12 protein-coding genes are annotated in these 20,415 nt (G+C 41.8%); 5 read left to right on the top strand and 7 right to left on the bottom strand.

Going from position 1 to position 20,415, the window contains the following annotated elements:
* Nucleotides 1-198: 198 nt before the first annotated feature.
* Nucleotides 199-1,446 carry an RNA-guided endonuclease InsQ/TnpB family protein gene (locus RSJ42_RS14775; RefSeq protein WP_410507212.1) on the top strand — a complete coding sequence of 416 codons (1,248 nt, stop codon included), beginning with the start codon at nucleotides 199-201 and terminating at the stop codon, nucleotides 1,444-1,446.
* 279 nt (nucleotides 1,447-1,725) lie between these two features.
* Here RSJ42_RS14775 and RSJ42_RS14770 read toward each other — a convergent pair whose 3' ends face one another.
* On the bottom strand, nucleotides 1,726-2,397 hold the full coding sequence (locus tag RSJ42_RS14770) for a GTP-binding protein (protein WP_410508025.1): 672 nt from the start codon (nucleotides 2,395-2,397) through the stop codon (nucleotides 1,726-1,728).
* Between the two features lie 883 nt (nucleotides 2,398-3,280).
* Here RSJ42_RS14770 and RSJ42_RS14765 point away from each other — a divergent pair.
* The gene (locus tag RSJ42_RS14765) at nucleotides 3,281-4,078 is read left to right on the top strand and encodes a helix-turn-helix transcriptional regulator (RefSeq protein ID WP_410508024.1); all 798 of its coding nucleotides are present in this window, start codon (nucleotides 3,281-3,283) and stop codon (nucleotides 4,076-4,078) included.
* A 256-nt stretch (nucleotides 4,079-4,334) separates the two neighbouring features.
* Here RSJ42_RS14765 and RSJ42_RS14760 read toward each other — a convergent pair whose 3' ends face one another.
* From RSJ42_RS14760 to mtaA, 3 genes are all read right to left on the bottom strand, one after another.
* Complete coding sequence (locus RSJ42_RS14760) at nucleotides 4,335-5,462, bottom strand: GTP-binding protein (protein WP_410508023.1); 1,128 nt, start codon at nucleotides 5,460-5,462, stop codon at nucleotides 4,335-4,337.
* A gap of 488 nt (nucleotides 5,463-5,950) precedes the next feature.
* On the bottom strand, nucleotides 5,951-7,573 hold the full coding sequence (locus RSJ42_RS14755) for a methylamine methyltransferase corrinoid protein reductive activase (protein WP_410508022.1): 1,623 nt from the start codon (nucleotides 7,571-7,573) through the stop codon (nucleotides 5,951-5,953).
* Between the two features lie 296 nt (nucleotides 7,574-7,869).
* A complete protein-coding gene (mtaA, locus tag RSJ42_RS14750) occupies nucleotides 7,870-8,889 on the bottom strand; it encodes a methylcobamide:CoM methyltransferase MtaA (RefSeq protein WP_410510385.1) in 1,020 nt (339 codons plus the stop codon).
* Nucleotides 8,890-9,415: 526 nt separating this feature from the next.
* Between mtaA and RSJ42_RS14745 the strand changes: the two genes are divergently transcribed.
* The 3 genes from RSJ42_RS14745 to RSJ42_RS14735 all read left to right on the top strand — a co-directional run bounded on the left by RSJ42_RS14745 (nucleotide 9,416) and on the right by RSJ42_RS14735 (nucleotide 16,202).
* Nucleotides 9,416-12,286 carry a cation-translocating P-type ATPase gene (locus tag RSJ42_RS14745; protein ID WP_410508021.1) on the top strand — a complete coding sequence of 957 codons (2,871 nt, stop codon included), beginning with the start codon at nucleotides 9,416-9,418 and terminating at the stop codon, nucleotides 12,284-12,286.
* Nucleotides 12,287-12,763: 477 nt separating this feature from the next.
* A complete protein-coding gene (locus RSJ42_RS14740) occupies nucleotides 12,764-15,862 on the top strand; it encodes a response regulator (protein WP_410508020.1) in 3,099 nt (1,032 codons plus the stop codon).
* Complete coding sequence (locus tag RSJ42_RS14735) at nucleotides 15,834-16,202, top strand: response regulator (RefSeq protein ID WP_410510384.1); 369 nt, start codon at nucleotides 15,834-15,836, stop codon at nucleotides 16,200-16,202. Before RSJ42_RS14740 ends, RSJ42_RS14735 begins: the two co-directional genes overlap by 29 nt.
* Nucleotides 16,203-16,538: 336 nt before the next feature.
* Here RSJ42_RS14735 and RSJ42_RS14730 read toward each other — a convergent pair whose 3' ends face one another.
* From RSJ42_RS14730 to RSJ42_RS14720, 3 genes are all read right to left on the bottom strand, one after another.
* A complete protein-coding gene (locus RSJ42_RS14730) occupies nucleotides 16,539-17,324 on the bottom strand; it encodes a helix-turn-helix transcriptional regulator (RefSeq protein ID WP_410508019.1) in 786 nt (261 codons plus the stop codon).
* 836 nt (nucleotides 17,325-18,160) lie between these two features.
* A complete protein-coding gene (locus RSJ42_RS14725; protein WP_410508018.1) occupies nucleotides 18,161-18,673 on the bottom strand; it encodes an NADH-quinone oxidoreductase subunit B family protein in 513 nt (170 codons plus the stop codon).
* 96 nt (nucleotides 18,674-18,769) lie between these two features.
* Nucleotides 18,770-20,404 (bottom strand): NADH-quinone oxidoreductase subunit C, encoded by a 1,635-nt coding sequence (locus RSJ42_RS14720; RefSeq protein WP_410508017.1) that lies wholly within the window; start codon nucleotides 20,402-20,404, stop codon nucleotides 18,770-18,772.
* Nucleotides 20,405-20,415 lie beyond the last annotated feature (11 nt).

The following is a 20,415-nucleotide window of genomic DNA, read 5'->3' as shown; positions in this document are numbered from 1 at the left end:
TTCGGGCAAGGACGTTACCCAGAAAATGTGTTTGCTCTTGACTGAGATTTTCCTGTTTTAACTCTAAGGCGGGAAGTCTCCTTCCTCGACAGCCATCAGGCTGGCAGGTGGGAGATGAAAGCCGTCAACTTCCCGACAATTTACTTTTTTAAATTCTGATAGCCTATTTATACACAGACCTCTTGTTTATATACTGCTATGCATCTAACGACAAAAGTTAAGATTTATCCAACAGAAGAACAATTGAAAGTCCTTTGGGAACTTTCAGATAAATGTTGTTCATTGTATAATCTAGCTTTAGCCGAAAGAAAAGATGCATGGAAACTTGAAAGAAAGAGCATCAAGTACGTGGATCAACAAAACAAATTGCCGGATCTCAAGAAAAGAAACCCTGAATACAAAGCTGTTTATTCAAAGACTTTGCAGGGCGTTCTAAAAAAACTTGATGCAAATTATAGATCTTTTTTTGCACTCAGAAAAAATGGAGATCTAAAAGCCAGACCTCCAAATTTCAAAAGCAGGAAATATTTTCAGACAATTCCGTATAATCAAAGTGGATTTTATCAGATTGGTTGTGTCATTTCTTTCTCTCATAAAATAAATGACACCAAACTTGTTTTTGATCTCGGAAAGAAATTTGAAAATATAAAACAAATCGAGATCTATAATGATGATCCTTTCCATGCTAAAGGAGATTTCTATATTTCTGTTACTTATGAAGTCTCTGCACATGAGTACATTGATAATGGTTTATATCAGGCTAATGATGCCGGGATCACAAAAATAGTAACAGCAGTAAATACTCAAGGTAAATTCTTTGAAGTTAAAACTCCAAGAATTGATAAGTACTGGCAACCAAAACTGGATGCTCTAAAATCCAGGAGAGATCACTGTAAAAGAAAGAGCAAAAAATGGGTAAGGCTACACAATATTTATCGTAAAATGGAGAAAAAGAAATCTAATCAGCTTAGAGATTTCCAGCATAAACTATCAAAGAAAATGGTCAACAATACTAAGGCCAATACTATTATTGTGGGAGATCTGAAAACAAAAAACATGGCTCAATCCAAAAGACTTAAAGGAAAAAGAAAAAGAGCTATGAATAGATCTACCCAAAATCAAGGATATTTATCTCGCTTCATCGAATTTTTAGCCTATAAAGCTGAACTTATAGGTAAAAAAGTAATAAAAATTGATGAAAGCTATACTTCCAAAACGTGTTATGTTTGTGGAAAAATCCATGACATGCCACTCTGGAAACGAAATATGGAATGCGATTGTGGCAATTTTATTGATAGAGATTGCAATAGTGCAATCAATATCATGGTAAATTTCCTATTGCAGAATGCCTTGTGGACAGGCTATCAGAAATTCTCTGATAATCTTCGACAAACAGGATTACCGATGTCGGAAAGATTCTTAGAATCTTACCATCAAATGACGTAATCACTCGAAGGAAGTTCCGTCCTCGCCATCAGGCAGGGCGGGGTAGTTCACGGAATTCAATTTTAGGGATTGTGCGCAGAAGTTACACTTCCCTTTAAAGGAATTTCCTGACGCCTGAAAGAAAGCTTAATGTGACTTATGGATTTGGGTGACATATAAATTTGGGTGATCTATTAATTCGGGGTTTAGCCTCTTCTGCTTTATTTCTTATGCTTTCCAGGATCTACCCGGATACAGGAATCGCCGTTTCTTTGTGGTCTTCTTTGTAGCGGTTTTAAATCAGGATGAATAGGCCGAAATTTCGGGCATTTGAATTGAGTTTTCCCTGCCCAGAGCCATTTTTCTTCTGCTTGTTTCTTCCAGCAGCCCGAACAATTTGACTAAATTTTCTCCTCCCTGCAGTGCCGAAAAATGGATCATTCTTGCTTTTGAGTTTAATTTGCGCAGGGACAGGCAGATTTCCAGGAGCTCTTCACGATTGTTAATAAGTTCGACTTTGTTGATGCCCAGTATCTCAGCCTCAACTATCTGGTTTTTCATGGAGTTCTGCAGTTCGCCTGTCTCCTTACTCAGGCGGCCGGCATCCACAAGATTCACTATCGGGGCAAAAGTTATGCCCGGGATTCCCATGTTTTCAACATTTCTTTTTATCTGTCCAGGGGAAGCTGTTCCTGTGGGTTCTATTATAATAGTGTCCGGATTGTAAGATGCAATGAGATTTCTCAAGGTGTATTCCATGCTGATTTTCAGGGGATAGTAGACACAGCCATCCGTAATTTCCCTGGTTACAACCTCCTCTTCCAGGATCGTATCTCCATCAATCCCTATTTCTCCCATCTCGTTAGCAATAACTACCACTTTCTGCTCCTGTTTTCCCAGGTGTTCAACAAGTTTTCTTATCAGTGTGGTTTTCCCGCTTCCCGAGAATCCTCCGATTAATATACATTTCATGCCTTTACACCTTCCCTAAGTTAAGCAAGAGTCTGGATAACTCTCCGGGTAATGGCAATGTCTCAAGGTGTGGTGAGAACGGAGAGACACTGCCACCAGCGTTTAAGGAATCTTTCCCAGATTTTTTCCAGAGCCTGTTAATCCTTTTGACTCTATAATCATAGATTCCTTCAATTGTATATAGCTTAAGCGACGCTGTTTTTTGCCGAGATGCAATATTTTAGCCCTTTAAAAATAAGCTTTTCCTGAAATTTTACGCCTGCCTTAATTTTCCAGTATATTGCATTTCAATATTACAGAAGGGATAACAAAATTCCACGGGCTTGAAAAAAAGAAGTCATTAAATATTGAAGGGCATTAATTATTGAAGAGCATCAAATATGTAAGGGTATTGAAAATTTGAAGGCTTGGCTTGCATATTCAATATGTGGAAATCCAGAAACTATAGACATCAAGAGCCCTGAATCTCCAGAGTTTTGAAGAGCCTATCCTGCTTACGTCATTAGCATTCATAATATTTGAAATCAATAAAATGCTTTCTTTTCATATACTTTAAATATGATCTCTGCAATATATGTTATATATTATCCGGACTTAAATATAACTCTAATAATATTAATTCAGTCCTGGTTAGAAATTATTTCCCGTTTTTAAGACTAAAGCGTTTTATGAATTGATACATGTATATGTCTCTGAGCAGAATCCGAATAAGCAAGAAAAAAATCTTAATTGCTTCTAATATTGATTAGCATGTTACGTATCATTGGTATGAAACGCTTTCTATTTCATCTTCTCTTGACTAAAGGCTGAAACTATGCTGCTCTATGATCGTGGTGGATTTTAAGGCAAATTCTGGAGAATTTGTTCCGGGTTTAGGCAATATATGAGTAATTGGAAGCTGATAAACATGAGTTCCCTTATAGACCTGATTTTTTTCTCTGAAAAAAGGAAAAACCTTCTTGTTCAGTTAGCGAACGGGCCGATGGATATTAACGAGATAAAAGAAGTTCTTAACGTAAACTCCTGTGCTTTAATGCCTCAGATCAAAAAACTGAAAGATATGGATATGATAGTGCAGAAGGGAAGTATCTACCATCTTTCGGACATCGGCGAAGTAATCGTTGAGAAAATGCTTCCTCTTAAGTCTGTTCTTGACGTTTTTGATGGAAACAAGGACTACTGGTCAAAGCATGACAGGTCTCCTATTCCCCAGCATCTGATTAAGAGAATTGATATGCTGAAAAAATGTAACCTTGACGAACCTGATCTTGACCACCTTTTCGAGTTTCCAGGGTATTTGCGTGACAGGCTAAATAGTTCTAAAACAATAAAATCCTTTTACTCTTATTTTTGTCCCGATTGCCCGTCGATCCATGCTGCCTGTGCGGAAAATGGGTCCGAAGTGCACCTCATGCTCGATGAAAAAGTATATAATAGATTTAAAAATGACTTTAAAGAAGAATATAATATATTGCTTGAAAATAAAGTATCACTTTATATACACTCCGGCAAAATAAGACCCTCTTCCTTCATGGTTACAGATAATTTCTTTATGCTGAAACTCTTCGGAAAAGAAGGAGAATTCGATCACAGGAAGATCACGAGTTTTAGTCCGAGTGCCCTGGAGTGGGGTAACGAACTGGCTCAGTATTATATAGACCGATCGGAGAAAATGAATTAAATTTATTGCCCTCAGTAACCAGGTTTTCTGGAAATTACTTAAGTGGCATGGAAGAAATCTAGGGTAAATAGATTTTCGAGAAAAGGCGGCTTAAGGAAAATCGGGAAAAGGCGGCTTAAGGAAAATCGGGAAAAGGCGGCTTAAGGATAATTGCCCGTCTCACCCACCTTTCCTTTCCCTTCATTCTTTTCTTTAATTTTTACTCTTTCCTTTAATTTTTACTCTTTCTTTTGGTTTTTACTTCTTCCTTTGGTTTTTACTCTTTTCTGCCTTTGATACCCTTAATTCTCTGTACGTGTTCACCGTGATTATGTTCATGTCCGGCTTTATGAACATGTATTCCTCTTTTCTCAAAGGTATCTTTTACAGAACTGTTTACTGCGTCCTTCAGGGCTTCTTTGTCAACGTTTGAAACTGCAGAGAGGATCTTGAATGTAGGGATAGCTCCTTCTTTTGACCTGATTATATCTTCCTGTGGATCCTCATAATAGATAGTAACGCTCTGTTTTACGGTTTCTACGCCGTTGTCAAGGAAGAGTTTTATGTGCCCTACAAATTCGGGGTTCAATTTAAGTGCCTTTGCTTTTATTGCATTCATTAATTCGGTTGTGAGTTCTCTGGCTGCTTCCGTGCTCAGGTTTTCTCCGCCCTTAATTGCAAATTCTGCAGAATAACTGCCAACCCCGGAAGCTTTGATAGAATCTTCGGTTTCCTGGGGTTCGGAAACTTCGGGCCTTTTTCCTATTGCAACAGTTGCCTGGACTTTTTCAGGAGTTCCTTTAATATCAGGAAGAATTTCCTGCATGAAATTTTCAAACCTTTCGCCGGTATCCTTTGCTGAAAGTAAAACTACCTTTGCTTTAGGATTTAATTGCTGAACCGAAGCTTCAAGGATTGGTATTCTGATAGGTTCAATCAGATCCACCTTATTTATCCCCAGAATTTCAGCATCTATAATCTGCCTCATGGCAAATTCTTTTACTTCTTTCATCAGCTGTTTAAAACGGCTGCCGTCTATAAGCGTCACAAGGGGAGCGATTTTCACTTTCTCTCCCAGGTTCATAAGCTCCACTTCGTTCCTGATAATATGGGGGAAGGCAATTCCTGTAGGCTCTATCATTATGATATCGGGCTTGTATTCATTTACAAGGGTGTTCATTGTTGTCCTCAGCCCTACTTTCAGAGAGCAGCAGATGCATCCACTTGTGATTTCTTTGGTATCGAAACCGAACCTTTTTATTACATCACCGTCGATTCCTATTTCTCCTATCTCATTTACGATAATTGCAACTTTTTTTCCTTTCTCTGCGAGATATCTGCCCATATTGATAATGGTGGTTGTTTTCCCGCTTCCCAGAAAACCTCCGACAACAATGACTTCCACTTTTTTTCCTCCGTTTTCTATAGTTTTTTGTTTATTGGCTCTCTGCTTTCTATTCTCATAAAAATAGCGTAATACCCTGAAAGTAGCGTAAAACACTGCCTTCAGGTCAGGACATAAGTGTCAACTTTTCTATTCTCAAAGTATATTTTTCTATCTCTATACCAGACTTTGCCTGATTTACATTGACGTTTAGAAAATTTTCCAGTAATGCCTGTTAGTAATGAATAGTTAAAGTGTTCCAGATTAATTCTTAATCCTGCATAGTCAAAAAATGAAACGAAGAAAAATGGAGAGACTTGATAAGAAGCAAAAATAATAAAAATAAACGTGCGAGATGTTTTTAGTATTATAATCTGGAGTTCTTAGTATTATAATCTGGAGTTTTAGGGATAAGAGCAGGCAGCAGAACCAAGAACAGGAAGCGGAACTTCAACCCTGACAAAGTCCGCTTAATCCTGCTCAATAAACTGTTCTTACTTTTTCTTTCCTTACTCGATTCCTGCAACAATCAGGTTTTCCCATTTGAACCTGTCGTCAGGGCATGCATGCAGGCAGCGCTGGCAGTTTGCTCCGTCACAGAGGTCTGTCCTTATTTTTACGAGGCCCGTATCATCCATCCTGAGAGCTCCGTTCGGGCATACTTTTACACACTTTTTGCAGCCCTCGCAGTCTTCGATGACCATGGTAAGGTAAGTTCCAACTTTTTCCAGCACTTCAAGCCCTTCTTCTCCCAGTACAGGGATGTCTCTTTCGACCTGGCGGTCAATTTTGAGAATAGTTGAGGGCTCACCGATCATGGGGAGTTTTTTCTTTTTCAGGAATTTCTGGAGCATTTTGAATGCCATGCCCTCGTTCCAGTAAGCAAGTTCAAGCAGATAAGCTTCTTTAAAGGCTTCGGAGGTTGCAAACATCACGTGAGTGCCCAGGATCTCCTTTGCAATTGCCTGCAGTTCCCAGAGCCTGCCTTCAGAAAGCAGAATCTCCCTGGCAACTGTAAGAGAAGTGTTCCCTATTTGTGAAACATAACTTGCATTGTAAGGGATCATTCCCACCTGATGGGCTTTTGCAGCATCCATATAGGTTCCGGCAGCACCTGACATGTGCGCTATCTTCAGGTCTTCCATCTCAATGCCTGCAGCTACACAGAGAGTAATATGGCCAGCCCGAAGCGCACCTATTGCTCTTCCGGCTGCAGTAAGGTCTTTCTCTGTAAATTTGATGCCGTCCTGCAGGTAGATAATGTTTTCAGGAGTCTGGATTTTTGGCAGGACTATCAATTTGTTCCTCATTCCTGCTTCAATAAGGGCAATAACTCCCGTACCTGTGATGCCTTTTGCAGTGACATCTCCTTTCTCCACTACTTCTCCTGTCTTCGGGTTTACAAGATCTCCTTTAGCTGTTTTCATATCTCTGTCAAGGACATAACAGCGCAGGTTCTCCCCCTCAAATTCAACATCGCAAATTGTATGCGGGGAAGCAATGGATCCGTACTCGATTTCCTGGCCTTCGAGAGCAGGTCCGGCAGCAGCTGATCCTGTATAAATGATACCGTTTGATTTTAGTGCCATTTCGGCATTTGTCCCGTAGTCCGTAGCAATTGCAATCTCGTTGCTCTCGATCATGCCTGCTTTTACTATGAGGGCAAGTGCATCGGCTCCTACTTCGTGTTTTATAGCCGGGGGCACGAACAGTTTGCAGTTTTTATACTCCTCAAATCCCACGATTTCGGGCAGGGGCACAATCCGTGCATCTCTGTTCTGCTCTTCAATGTGGTACTTCTGTTTCTTACGCTCGCCTGCATATGCCAGGTCTTCAATAGGAATCCCCTGAAATATAGAAAGCTGGATAGGGTTTCCGCAGATTGAGAATTTTTCCAATTCTTCGGGCTTTACTCCAAGTTCCTTAAGGATATTTTTCACCGCTGTTGCCGAGAGGCCGTGAGCTTTGTCAAGCCCGTAATGGATTGCAAAGTCCAGGTGATCCATTACATTTGCCCCTGGCAGGGGGTTCCGGAGAGTTATCACGGTTTTTTTGATCTCGCCGCTTTCCAGGTCAATTTTCTGGGCCCTGAATCCACTGGTTCCCAGGTCGATTGCAACTCCTGTTCTCATATCTTAACCTCCTCCAAAAAGTTTAAGATTTTAAACCATTCCTTCCAACAGCTGTTGTTTTTAATAATTTTTAATAAGTTTTATAATGGATAAACCATCTGTGAATTTACTGAGATATCTGCCTGGATTGAGCCTCCTGAACTGACAGCCTTTCAGGGCCCTGGTTCTGGATACACCTCATCCCTGAGGTCCCTTCCCGGCAAAGTATAAAAGAAATATGAATCGGGCATGAAGTCCTATGCCTGGAATTCCCTGCTCAGGACCTGCCCGCAAAAAAAATAAAAATTTGTGCCTATTCAGGCGTAGAATTCGTCTCTTGCTGCGACCATGGCTTTAATGTTCTCGAGAGGGGTCATGGGTGCAATTCCACAGCCTGGTGCGAGTACATCAACGCCGTCTGCAAGAGCCTGCTTTGCTTCTGCTTTGATCTTGTCAATAGGTCCGGGCAGCAGGGTGAATGGGCTGGAAACATTTCCTACGAACCTTGCCCTGTCTCCAATAATTTCCTTTGCCTTCTTTGCGCTGCCGATCTTTTCTTCAACGCTGAGACCTTCAAAGCCGCAGTCTGCCATGTAGTTGAGGATCGGGTTCACATTACCACAAACGTGGAGGACAGTTACGGAGTTCACGCTTGCGGAGAATTTCTGAAGCCTTGACTGGAGGAAGTTCTTGAATGAATCAGGGCTCATAAGGTCAGGGGAGGCAACAGGGTCTGCAATGGCAATAATGTCTGCACCGGCTTCTACCATTGCATTTGCATACATAATTGCAGCTTCATTTGCGAGGTCCAGAGCCTGTTCAAAAAGGTCGGTTTTTTTGATGGACCATTTCATGAAGGATTTAACACTTACAAGGTCGGATGCGACTGTGATAGGACCTTCCATACCGCCAACGATTGGCACGTCAGGACCAACTTTTTCCCTGATGATCTTGATTGCTTCAAGTACTGCTGGAATTCTTCCTCTCTGGAGGAGGTCTGCAGGGATTGCTGCGCCTTCGAGGTCCTTGGGATAGGGGTGACCGGTAACAGAGGGCTGCCTGTTCTTGGTACCCACGTTGATCTCACAGCCCATAGCTTCGACAAGGACGGTAAGGCAGTAGGGAACTCTTACAGCTTCAAGTCCGCTGAGCTCGTAGTTGGCGATTGCCAGCTTTGCCATAAGTTCAGGGTTGGTGTGGGCTTCAGGCCAGGGGGCTCCTACTGTGTCCATGAGTTCTACAATTCCGGTCTGGGTAACGGAACAAACAGGTACTTTGTCAACAGGTTCCCCTTTCAGGGCGGCTAAAAGTCTTGTTTTAAGTGTGAATTCGCTCATATCGGTCATACCTTTTTTTACTTTTATCCTTGTACATTTATTTTTATTACAATTTTACTGTCTACTTGACAATATTATATAGACCTTTTCAATCCAAAATGTTTCACACTCCAGACTAGAGTATCCAGAGTTCCAAACACGTTAAAAAACTGTGGTTTTCTTGATAAATGGGAACAGATAGTTCTGAATCGCCGTTTTTTCCTCGCCTGAGAAGATGTGAGAATAATTAAAGTAAAAACAATTCTCGAACCCCTCAATTGAGTCAGAATGCGGACATTTTTTTAGTTAACAAATTATAAAAGCTAATTGCCGGGAATTTTTTTCTGCCTTTTCTTTGATAAATCACGCAATAAATTTTTACTTCCTTGTCTGTTTTATTATCTTCTTCCAGTCCCTGCCGTTTAAAAATTTTATCTCTCTTTAAACTATAATATTTTGTTCATTTTTTGTTGCGGAGTTTCAGAATGAGCAGACCTGTTATGTTAAGCTTCTTATTCTTGCGTTACATTCAAGTATAAGGGGTTCGATGGAAAAAGAGTCTGCCGGAAACAAAAATAGTGCATGCTCTCCACAGAGTGATGAACATCTTATTTCTCTTTCCGAATTTCTGCAGAGGTTTGACGCAGATGAGAACGGGCTCAACGAACAGGAAGCTTCCCGCAGACTCAGGGAATGCGGTCCAAATGTCCTTGAAGAAACCGGAAAAGAAAGTGCGTTTAAGAAGTACATCCGTCAATTTCGTAACTTTTTCTCCATCTTACTGACAGTGGGAGCTATCCTGGCTTTTCTTGGTGAATACCTTGATCCGGGACAGGGGAATCTTTATATAGGGATTGCCCTTGTCGGCGTCGTTTTTCTGAATGGGACTTTTACGTTTGTACAGGAATACCAGGCTGCAAAGACAATGGAAAGTTTCCGACAGCTTCTCCCTCCTCATGCCAGAGTTCTTAGGGAAGGAAAGGAAAGCTATATTCTGGCTTCGGAGCTTGTTACAGGAGACATTATTCTTCTTGAGGAAGGAGATAAGGTTCCCGCCGACGGGCGTTTAATTGAAACCAATGCTCTGAAAGTGGATAACTCGGCTATTACAGGTGAGTCCGAGCCTCAGCTCCGGTCTATTGAGTGCACTCACCCGAATATGCTCGAGTGCAGGAACATGGTTTTTTCAGGGACTCTTGTACAGAGCGGAAACGGAAAGGCAATTATTTTTGCAACGGGACAGAATACCCAGATAGGAAGCCTCGCAACGCTAACAGAGCAGATATCAGGCGTGGACACACCTATCCGAAGAGAACTGAATCATTTCATAAAAATTATATCCTCAATTGCAATTGCCCTTGGAATTACCTTCTTTATACTGGCTTTCATTATTCAGGATGCTTTTCTTTCAAGCCTGATCTTTGCAATTGGAATTATTGTTGCCAATGTGCCTGAAGGGCTTTTGCCTACAGTTACCCTTGCATTGAGTCTTGCCTCAAGAAGGATGGCTTCGCGCGATGCCCTTATAAAACAGCTTGAGTCAGTAGAGACCCTGGGCTCTACTACGGTTATCTGTACGGATAAGACCGGTACCCTGACCCAGAATAGGATGGCAGTGAACTCCATAATGTTAGGTTTTGAATGCCTCCTTTTTGAGAATCCTCTGAGTACTAAAAAAAGTACTGCAGGGCAGGAAGCGGAAAAAAGCATAAGCAAAACCACTATGAGTACAAACAATGATGCTGCGGAAGGAATTACGGATCCTGGAATAGAAGGATTTTGTGTTCTCGAAAAACCTGTATGGGATCCTCAAAGACTGCCATCTGTTTTCATAAGAGTCGCCGGGCTCTGCAATAATGCAAAACTTTATGAGTCTCCCCCAGGGTATACCGGTGACCCGACCGAAGGAGCTCTTCTTGTTTTCGCAAACAGTTTTGAAGACGTAGAAAAGCTCCAGAACGATTATCCAAGGTTGGAAGAGTTTCCTTTTGATTCGCTTACCAGAAGGATGGAAGTTATCTGCCGCACTCCTGGAGGAGAACTTGAAGTTTATCTCAAGGGTGCCCCTGAAGTAGTTGTGAAGATGTGCGGTTCAGCCATAGATTCAGGAGGAATAACCGAACTGGATAAAACTAAGCAGCAACAACTTCTTGACCATCATCTGAGGCTTGCAAAAAAAGGAGAAAGGATTATCGCCCTCGCGTACAGGCAGGGAGAAGACCTGAGGGAATACACCGGAGGCTTTGTCTTCCTGGGATTCATAGGAATTCTGGATCCTTTGCGCCCCGAAGCCAGAGATGCTATTGCAAGATGCCACGCTGCCGGGATCAAAGTTGTTATGATTACCGGGGATCATCCTGTCACTGCAGAATCAATTGCAAAGGATGCAGGGCTTGCAGATACAGGAAAGCTCGAAATTATCACCGGAGAGGAACTGAATTTACTCTCGCGTACTGAACTTGCCTCAAGACTGAAAAATCCAAGCATTGTCTTTGCCCGTACTTCTCCTGTGCAGAAGCTAAAAATTGTGCAGCTTTTCCAGTCCGAGGGAGAGATCGTGACCATGACCGGAGACGGGGTCAATGATGCCCCTGCAATTAAGAATGCTGACATGGGAGTCGCTATGGGCAGCGGCACGGATGTTGCCCGCGAGGCTGCAGACATGGTGCTTCTGGACGACAACTTTGCTACGATTGTTAATGCTGTAGAAGAGGGCAGGACCGTTTTTGATAACATAAAAAAGTTTATTGTTTACATCCTTGCAAGTAATATCCCGGAGATCCTGCCCTTTATAGCCTTTGTTCTTTTTGCTCTGCCTCTTCCTTTGCCTGTACAGCTTATCCTGGCAATTGATCTGGGGACGGATATGCTGCCTGCAATTGCTCTGGGAATGGAAAAAGGAGAGGGTGACATCATGAAGAGGCCTCCCAGACCAAGGAGTGAAAAATTATTAACTCCTCAGCTACTCCTGACAGCCTATGGAGTAAAAGGACCCATAGAGGCTGCTGCAGGCTTCTTCTGTTATTTCGCCGTGCTTTTTGACGGGGGCTGGAATCTCGGAGAGCAGCTTGCAAACACTAACCCTCTTTACAGGCAGGCAATAACAGCTTTCTTTTCAGCTGTCATCATCTGTCAGATTGCCAATGTTTTTGCTTCAAGAACCCGGTTTCAGTCAGTCTTCTCTATGGGATTGTTCAGTAACCGACAGGTTCTCCTGGGAATTGCAAGCGAACTCCTGATTCTTGCTCTCATTATCTGGAATCCGTTTGCTAACCTGATTTTTAACACCGCACCTGTTGACCTGAGGTATATGTTGCTAGCAATTCCTTTCGCAGTCCTTCTGCTTGGTGTCGATGAAATGAGAAAATATCTCCTGAGAAAGAATGTGAGCTGGGCAGTTAGATTCTTTAAATGGTAATCCAGTCCCCAGCTTAAAGAATAAGCTGCTCAGGCAGATGTGCTAATCTACATTAATGAGGAGAATACTGAGAAAAAACCGATAAGCAATTTTAAAATTATAATACGGTTTGCGTAATGATTGAATTTTTTGGTTAGCTTTTTAGGTAGAATTTTTTTGGTAGAACTTTTTAGCCAGGATTTTTTTGGTTAGCTTTCAGATAGAGTTTTTTGATAGTTTTAGATATAATTTTTATATAGGGCCTCTGATAAAACTTTAAAAAACAGTTTTACTTTTCTTTAATTATTTTTTCCAAGAAAGCCTTCAAAAAAGCTTTTTTTATGACGCCTGGAACTCTATTCTCCCTCACTAGTTGCTTTATCAGGATAAACTTTTATACTATGTATGTGCAAATTGTTTATTATATTAGTCGCTTAACTTTGCCTATTATAATTAACGGTAGCCCTTATTCAATTTTAATCCCGCCGAGCTCAGAATATGAATGTAAGTAGAAAGATTTTTGTTATCATCTACATAATTTTTGCTCTTCTTACTTCGACAGTTATTTTAGCTTCCCAGAGCATCCTCAACTCAAGCTTTTCCGACCTGGAGGAGAATGAAGCGATCAGCAATGTGGAAAACATGCATAATGTAATTGATTTCCAGATTATGAAACTGGATAAAACAAACTATGCTCTTTCTTCAAGGGATGATGTAAAGGCTTTTATGCTCAGTGAGAATCCTGAAGACCTTGGTGGAGGTTTATTTGCTGATCTTTTCACTCTGAGCGGGTGTGACTTTATTTTCTTTGTCAATAATTCCGGGAGGATAATATATTCTCAGATCTCGGATCCTGACAATACAGGTAACACTCCTGGTGACTCGATTGTTTCCGAAATGGATAAGAAAATAAATGAGGGGAGTCTTCTCTGTAGAAACAAAACGAATGCTTCAAGCGGGCTCATCCTGCTGGAAAGCGGCCCTTCAGTTGTTTCCTGCCGCCCTGTACCTGCAATGTCGAGCAACGATGACACAATCGGAACAGTAATCCTGGGAAGTCATCTTGATTCCGGCTTCGCGGAGTCCGTTCAGAAGATTACAGGTAACCCTGTTCTGTTTTATAGTCCGGATAATATACCTGCTGACTTTCAGAAAGCCTTCTTTGAAAGTGGAAACGGGCCCTTTATAAAAACTGCAGGGGGAAACCGGTTAGCAGGTTGTTTTGTACACGAGGATATTAACGGAGATCCCACAGTTATGATTCGGACAGATGCGGACAGGGGCATCTATGAGAAAGGCAGAAAGACACTCAGGTATCTCGTAATTTTCCTCCTGTTCTCAGGAATTATGGTTGGAGCAGGTTGTAAATTCCTCCTTGACAGGGAAGTTGTATCCCGAATTGTTGCCATTGACAATTTTGTAAAAAAAGTAGGAAAAAATGAAACCCTTTCAGAACACTGCACTGTAGGAGGGGATGATGAGCTTTCAGGGCTGGCTAATGGAATAAACGGAATGATTGACCGTTTGAAACAAAATTCGAATCAATTTAAAGCCCAGGAACATGAGAAAAGGGTAATTCTAAACTCTCTCAGTGAGCTTGTAATCTTCCTCGATCTGGATCTGAAAATTCTCTGGGCAAACAGGGCTGCCCTGGACCATGCGGGGCTTAAGCTTGAAAACGTTATTGGAGAAAAGTATGAGAAATTACCTCTTATGTCAGATGCTGTCTCCGAAAAATCCCTGGCACAAAAGGCACTGGATTCCGGAAATAAGGAATCAGGAGAGGTAACCACTCCGGATGGAAAAATCTGGGTGATATCTGCATATCTGATAAAGGATGAAAATGGAAAAGCAACAGGAATCCTGCAAACCGGGCTTGATATTACCGTACATAGAAACTCTGAAGAGAAGCTCCTTCAGGCAAAGCTTGAGGCTGAGGCCGCCAGCTGCACAAAGAGTGAGTTCCTTGCCAACATGAGTCATGAACTGAGAACTCCCCTTAACTCCATCATTGGTTTTTCGGATATCCTGCTCGAAAAGGTCTTTGGAGAACTCAATGGAAAGCAACTGAAATATGTTAATAATATCTCTTTCAGCGGAAAACATCTTCTGGGGCTTATAAATGATATTCTTGACCTTTCCAAAGTTGAAGCCGGGAAAATGGAGCTTCACTACAGTGAATTTTCTGTTGCTTCTATTTTCGATGAGGTCAAAGCCACACTTTCCCCTCTTTCGCAGGCAAAGTATCTTGAAATTGACTTTGAGCTGGATCAGGATTTCAGGGATATTCAGGCGGACAGAAGCCGCCTTCTCCAGATTCTTTATAACCTTGTAACTAATGCGATCAAGTTTACCCCGGAAAAGGGAAGGGTACTTGTCCATGGTAAAAAAAGCGGAAATAGAGCTATTTTTTCTGTTATGGATACGGGAATAGGTATCTCTCCAGAAGACCAGAAGAAACTTTTCCAGCCCTTTACTCAGATTGATTCGTCATCCTCCAGGCAATATTGCGGGACAGGGCTTGGGCTTGCTCTCGTAAAGAAAATCGTAAACTTACATCAGGGAGACATCTGGGTTGAGAGTGAGCCCGGAAAGGGAAGCACTTTTGTGTTTACGATCCCTCTAGCCCGACCTTCTGAACATCGAAAAGCCGATACAAAAGACCTTCGCGAGGTACTCATAGAATTTGAGATGAATAGAGTGGCTGTGTGTTCCGCGAAAGAATGTAGAAATGACCTGCGGGAAGAGACTGATAGTCATGAAACCTTCCTTCCTGAAATCCGTTTGCCTGAAATGCCTTCTGAGACCCGGAACCTTGTTCTTGTAGTTGATGACGATAGGAATTCCAATGAATTAATTTCAATTATTCTCAGAGAAGAAGGGTACAGTACAGCCTCTTTATATGCGGGAAAGGATGTTTTGAATACCGCAAAGAAACTTAAGCCTGATGTTATTACTCTCGACGTTTTCCTTCCGGATACTAACGGATGGGACATCCTCAGACAGTTGAAGAGCGACCCTGATACAGCCCGCATTCCTGTGCTTATAATTTCAGTGACAGATAATAATGAGCTTGGAGTTTCTCTTGGGGCAGTTTATTCTTTCACAAAACCCGTAAAAAGAACCGAACTTCTTAATTCATTAAAAGAGATCACGAATACATTCAAGTTTGAAGAGCCGAGAGTCCTTATTATTGACGATGATGAGAACGCTGTAGAGCTATTGAGTTCAATGATCGAGCCAGAAGGCTTTGAAGTGACAAAGGCTTACAGCGGACCGGAAGGTCAGGAAAAGCTCTTTTCCGAGCAGAAGCCTGACATTCTTATCCTTGACCTGCTGATGCCGGACGTAAGTGGATTTGAGATAATTTCCCGAATGAAGGCAGATGAAAAGACAAAAAATATTCCTTTAATTATATGTACGGCTGCAGAGTTTACTGAGAAAAATATTGAAGAATTAAATGGAGAGCTTAGAGGAAGTCTCATCTCAATTATGAAGAAGGGTACTTTCGGAAGAAAAGAATTAATTAATAGGATAAAACAATTAGCTATGCTGAAGAGGCGTGATGATGAAAGAAATCCTTATTGTCGAAGATAACCCTATGAATATGGAACTGATCCTTGACCTCCTCGAGTTTTACGGACACCGTGTAACCGAAGCAGAGGACGGGATAAAGGCTCTTGAACGCCTTGCTGAGAAAAAGTTCGATATTATTCTTCTGGATATGCAGCTTCCCAAGATGGACGGACTTGAGGTTCTTGACAGGATAAAGAAGAATCCTGTGACTGCAGATATTCCCGTGATAGCTGTTACGGCGCATGCCATGAAAGGAAGCGAAGAGCACTTTATTGAAATGGGATGTGTGGATTACATCTCAAAGCCTATAGATATTCACAGGTTCAGATCCCTGATCGATAAGTACCTTGGAGAAGAATAAAGGAAAAAAGAAAATTACAGTGTGGATAGTTTGTAACTATGAATCGGCAACTTACTAAAAAAATATACCACTAATATAAAAATCTGTACGATGTGTATATTTATGAGTATACGGCCTGAGATAAGGTTTGTAATTTAACAGCCTTTAATTCATAACGCAAAAGATTTTGGGAAGAGTAATTAAGTTTGCCAGGTTAAAGTCAAAATTTTTTATTTTGAGTGGTTTCACGTTTCAGGTTTTCGGTCCAGACTCTATTTTTGCCTGACTCTGGCTCAATTTTATGGTTCAATGATGGACCGCTCCTATTATTATGCAGTCCATACATTCAGCAGGTAATTATACTTTCTCCAGCCGTCTGGACATATCTTTGTAATAAAAAAAGAGCTCTTCACACCATTTCTGTGCGCTTTCATCAAAGCTCATCAGTCGCTGGTGGTCAAATTTTCCTTTTTTATCAAAAAGTACAAGCGAGCAGAAACGGTCTGTTACGACGTCTTTAAGGGTTACGTTTTTGTCACAGACATAGATTTCCACATTTTTTGATTCAACGAGCATCTTCAGGTCTTTCAGGTAGTCTTTTCTCATCCTCTCATAGACCGGCTGCGTCAGGATAAGACACATCTGCGCCTCTTTTCGTATGAGCTCTTCGTATATCTCAATATACAGAGGATTGAAATATGAAAGGAATATTTTTACATCTTTAGACTCAAGCAGATTATTCTTGAAGTCCTCCGGTACTTCGAAAAGCCGGTTAAGGTCTGCTTCAAGCATAAAGTAATTTCCGAGTTCGTCTATCCTGTTAAGGAGGTGCTCTGGGATTGCAGTAAAATCATGGTTGATCCAGTAATCATAATTCTCTTCGAATACTCTGACCGTATCCAGCAAAGGCTCCATCTTCTCTACAACTATTTCTCCCATATCCGAGAGCCTGTAGGCGCTCTTTTCATCCTGAACTATCAAGCGCCCTTCTTTTAGTTTCTTTATCTGGGGCATAATTGAGGTCGAGTTTACATTCAGGGCTGTTTTTATTTCGTCGCCTGTCTTGGGCCCCTCTTCCAGCAGGAGCAGTACATCTTTCCTTTTTTCGGATAGGAATGCCAGGTCAATTAATGATATCTTCATCTTATTCCATCTCCCCTAGAAGCTTCTTAAGTATGCTGGAGCATCTCTCCTTCATTTTCTTCAGGAAGCAACCTTCATTAGCAAAAGTCCTTTTTTTCTCCCGGGAGAAAACCGTAAAGGGGACTTTGTACAACACTCATGCGCTACTTTTTAGCTGATTACTTATATTTTTTTCCAAAAAATACTTACTTTCTTAAAGTTCAGCTTCTTTCCTCTGCCTTTTTCTATATTTTTCCTTCTCTTTTCGGCGGAACTTTTAGCTTATTTTAGTTCCCTTTTTCTCTCAATTTCGGAAGCATCTTGCCCTCAGGCTCTTTTTTTGATTCCCATGACTATTTATTGCCCCTTTCCTTTATCCGCCCTATAATGCCCTGGATCAGTACATTATTCATAATTTTTTGTACTATTTTTCTTCATAGCAGGGCTTTTTGCCCTGATAAAGACAATTGGATCTTTACTGTAACTTCTTTTTTAATATGAGAACTGTTTACGCCTTTAAAATAAGTCATGCAGGAAATTTTAAGATCTATAAAAGATACCGCATTCTACCCTGATATTTTATGTTAAGCTTTATGATTTTATTAGTTTTATGTCACGCTGCATTCCTCCCAATGAATATATATGCTCCAAGGTTTTTGAAGGCCAATCAACTTAAAATCAATCCATGTTGATGCTCCCTGGTTTAAATGCCAGTAAGGAATGAAAAATAATTTGATGAATACTATCCTGTAGATCAGGCTGGTAGACTATACTTCTTCAGGAAACAGGGTCTAAGCAAAAAAGAAATGTCTATTTAAAAAAAGACCTCTCCTGCCTGAACAGGAGAGATTCCCTGGTTATTTCCGGGCTTTTTTTACAAGGGCGAAAATTCCCTTCAGGATTTCTTTCGGAGAGGGCGGATTCCCTTGAATTTTTACATCCACAGGCAGAATTTTGTCAACTCCCCCGAGTACAGCGTAAGAGCCCTTATAAATTCCACCGTCGCAGGCATCATCCCCAACCGCTATAACATATTTCGGGTGAGGCATAGCTTCGTAGGTTTTCCTTGCGGCTTCAGCCATATTCAGGGTAACTGCCCCTGTCACGAGAAGAACATCAGCATGCCTCGGGGATGCTACAAAAGAGATCCCGAACCTTTCAACATCGTAATGGGGATTTCCCAGGTTTGAGATTTCAATCTCCGTAGAATTGTCACTGCCTGAGTCCAGCTCACGGATAGCAAGGCTGTGCCCGAAGACTTCAGGGATTTCTTTTTTAATCTGTGCCCCGAGAACTTCCAGTTCTTCATCCCGGAGTTCAAATTCCTCCGTAACCTTCGGGCGGAGGAAAAGGGAAAGAGGGTTTACCATATCAGACCTCACCAAGAAATTTCATTGTATCCTTTAATTGAAATCTTTCACTGTTTTTTAATTTTATCTGCCACTGCTATTTCTTTTATCCTCTTTTCAAAGGTCAGTTCCCGCATAAGAGAGGTTAAGACTCTTGTTTATCAGGGGGAAATCAGGAACAATATTTCCAATCACTGCGTGTTCTATAGCCTGCCAGTTGCAGAAAGATGCCGTCCTTACCTTGTAACGGTCAACAAGCCCGTCTTTCAGATAAACCCAGTGCAGGCTCTGCCCCCTGGAAGCTTCTACCAGGGCGAGGGAATATCCTGTAGCTCCTGAGAAGCCCGTCCCTCCTGAAATGTCCTCATTCCCTGAGTATCCGGCACTTTCTGCAGATACAGGGCCTTCCGGAAGTTTTTCTATGAGGCGTAGAATCAGACCCACAGATCCGCGGATTTCGCTGGCTTTGACTTCAAAGCGGGAAAGAACATCTCCTTTTTTCTTCAGGCAGTGCTTCGGGGCAAAGTCCTTATAGATTCCATAAGGTCTGTCAATCCTGACATCTGCGGAGGATCCAGATGCCCTGGCAAGAGGGCCTGTAAGGTTAAGCGGGAAAACTAGTTCTTTTTTTATAATTCCAGTCGTTGCGAACCTGTCGATAAGGGAAGATGAACACATTGCCCTGTTATAGGCAGATTCAAAAGCTCTGGAGAATTTCTCTAGAAAGCCGGGAAGCTCTTTCAGAGAAGAACCGGGAACATCTCTCTTCAACCCGCCTGGGATGGCAATTCCACGAAGGAACCTTGACCCTGTCAGCTTTTCATTCTGCCTGAATACCTCTTCCCTGAGTATGTGGAACGGGCTTGCCACAAGAGCAAAACCCACATCTACAGCCATGCCTGCAAGGTCTCCAAGCAGGGAATATATGCGCTCGAGTTCAAGCATTATTGCTCTAAGGCGCTCTGCCCTTTCGGGTACATTTATCCCGCATATCTGTTCCACTGCCATACAGAAGCCTGCTGCGTTTGCCATACTTTCGTCCCCGCTTATGGCTTCTGCGAGAGCGATACATTCCGAAGGGCTTTTTCCTTCAGCCAGTTTCTCTATTCCCCTGTGCTTGTAAAAGAGCCGGATTTCCAGGCTGAATATTGGCTCCCCTATCACACTGAACCTGAAATGCCCCGGCTCAATTATTCCTGCATGAACAGGCCCTACGGGAATCTGATATATTCCCTCGCCTTTGACCTGCCTGAATTTATACTCCCTAGACGGAGCTTCAGCCGGACTGATCGGCCCGTTTTTGAAAGTTTTTTGCAGTGGGTGGAAGCCTTCAGGGTAACACTCATGCAGGAAAAGCCTTCGCGTATCAAATGCTCCGGCAAATTCGATCCCGAACCCGTCCCTGACTTCCCTCTCGAACCAGGATGCTGAGGGGAAAGCTTCTGCGATTGAAGTTACTTTATTCTCCTTTCCTGCTTCCCGTACCAGAATCAGGACAGGTGCTGCACCTTGCTGCTTGAAAGTGTAAAAGAGTGTGAATCCTTCCATTTTTTCAAAAGCTTCCGCGCAGAAAATCCCAATAAGGTTGAATTTTCTTTCCTCAAGTGCAGGATAAACCTCTTTAAATCCGGTTTCCGAAATTTTCAGGTATATTTCGTTTTCACGGAAGTTGAGAATTTCGGGCTTCTCCTGTGCGATACTGTTGACCATTAAAATCAATTCTTCAATATTTTCATTCATTTTGATATCCATACATACCGCCC

The organism is Methanosarcina hadiensis, from assembly GCF_046529725.1.
Lineage (GTDB): Archaea > Halobacteriota > Methanosarcinia > Methanosarcinales > Methanosarcinaceae > Methanosarcina > Methanosarcina hadiensis.
This window is presented reverse-complemented; position numbering and strand designations above follow the sequence as displayed.

Coding starts and splice junctions, on each gene's coding strand:
- RSJ42_RS14720 (WP_410508017.1), bottom strand. CDS start 20,404: ATGGATATCAAAATGAATGAAAATATTGAAGAATTGATTTTAATGGTC.
- mtaA (WP_410510385.1), bottom strand. CDS start 8,889: ATGAGCGAATTCACACTTAAAACAAGACTTTTAGCCGCCCTGAAAGGG.
- RSJ42_RS14740 (WP_410508020.1), top strand. CDS start 12,764: ATGAATGTAAGTAGAAAGATTTTTGTTATCATCTACATAATTTTTGCT.
- RSJ42_RS14730 (WP_410508019.1), bottom strand. CDS start 17,324: ATGAAGATATCATTAATTGACCTGGCATTCCTATCCGAAAAAAGGAAA.
- RSJ42_RS14765 (WP_410508024.1), top strand. CDS start 3,281: ATGAGTAATTGGAAGCTGATAAACATGAGTTCCCTTATAGACCTGATT.
- RSJ42_RS14755 (WP_410508022.1), bottom strand. CDS start 7,573: ATGAGAACAGGAGTTGCAATCGACCTGGGAACCAGTGGATTCAGGGCC.
- RSJ42_RS14775 (WP_410507212.1), top strand. CDS start 199: ATGCATCTAACGACAAAAGTTAAGATTTATCCAACAGAAGAACAATTG.
- RSJ42_RS14770 (WP_410508025.1), bottom strand. CDS start 2,397: ATGAAATGTATATTAATCGGAGGATTCTCGGGAAGCGGGAAAACCACA.
- RSJ42_RS14745 (WP_410508021.1), top strand. CDS start 9,416: ATGGAAAAAGAGTCTGCCGGAAACAAAAATAGTGCATGCTCTCCACAG.
- RSJ42_RS14735 (WP_410510384.1), top strand. CDS start 15,834: ATGAAAGAAATCCTTATTGTCGAAGATAACCCTATGAATATGGAACTG.
- RSJ42_RS14725 (WP_410508018.1), bottom strand. CDS start 18,673: ATGGTAAACCCTCTTTCCCTTTTCCTCCGCCCGAAGGTTACGGAGGAA.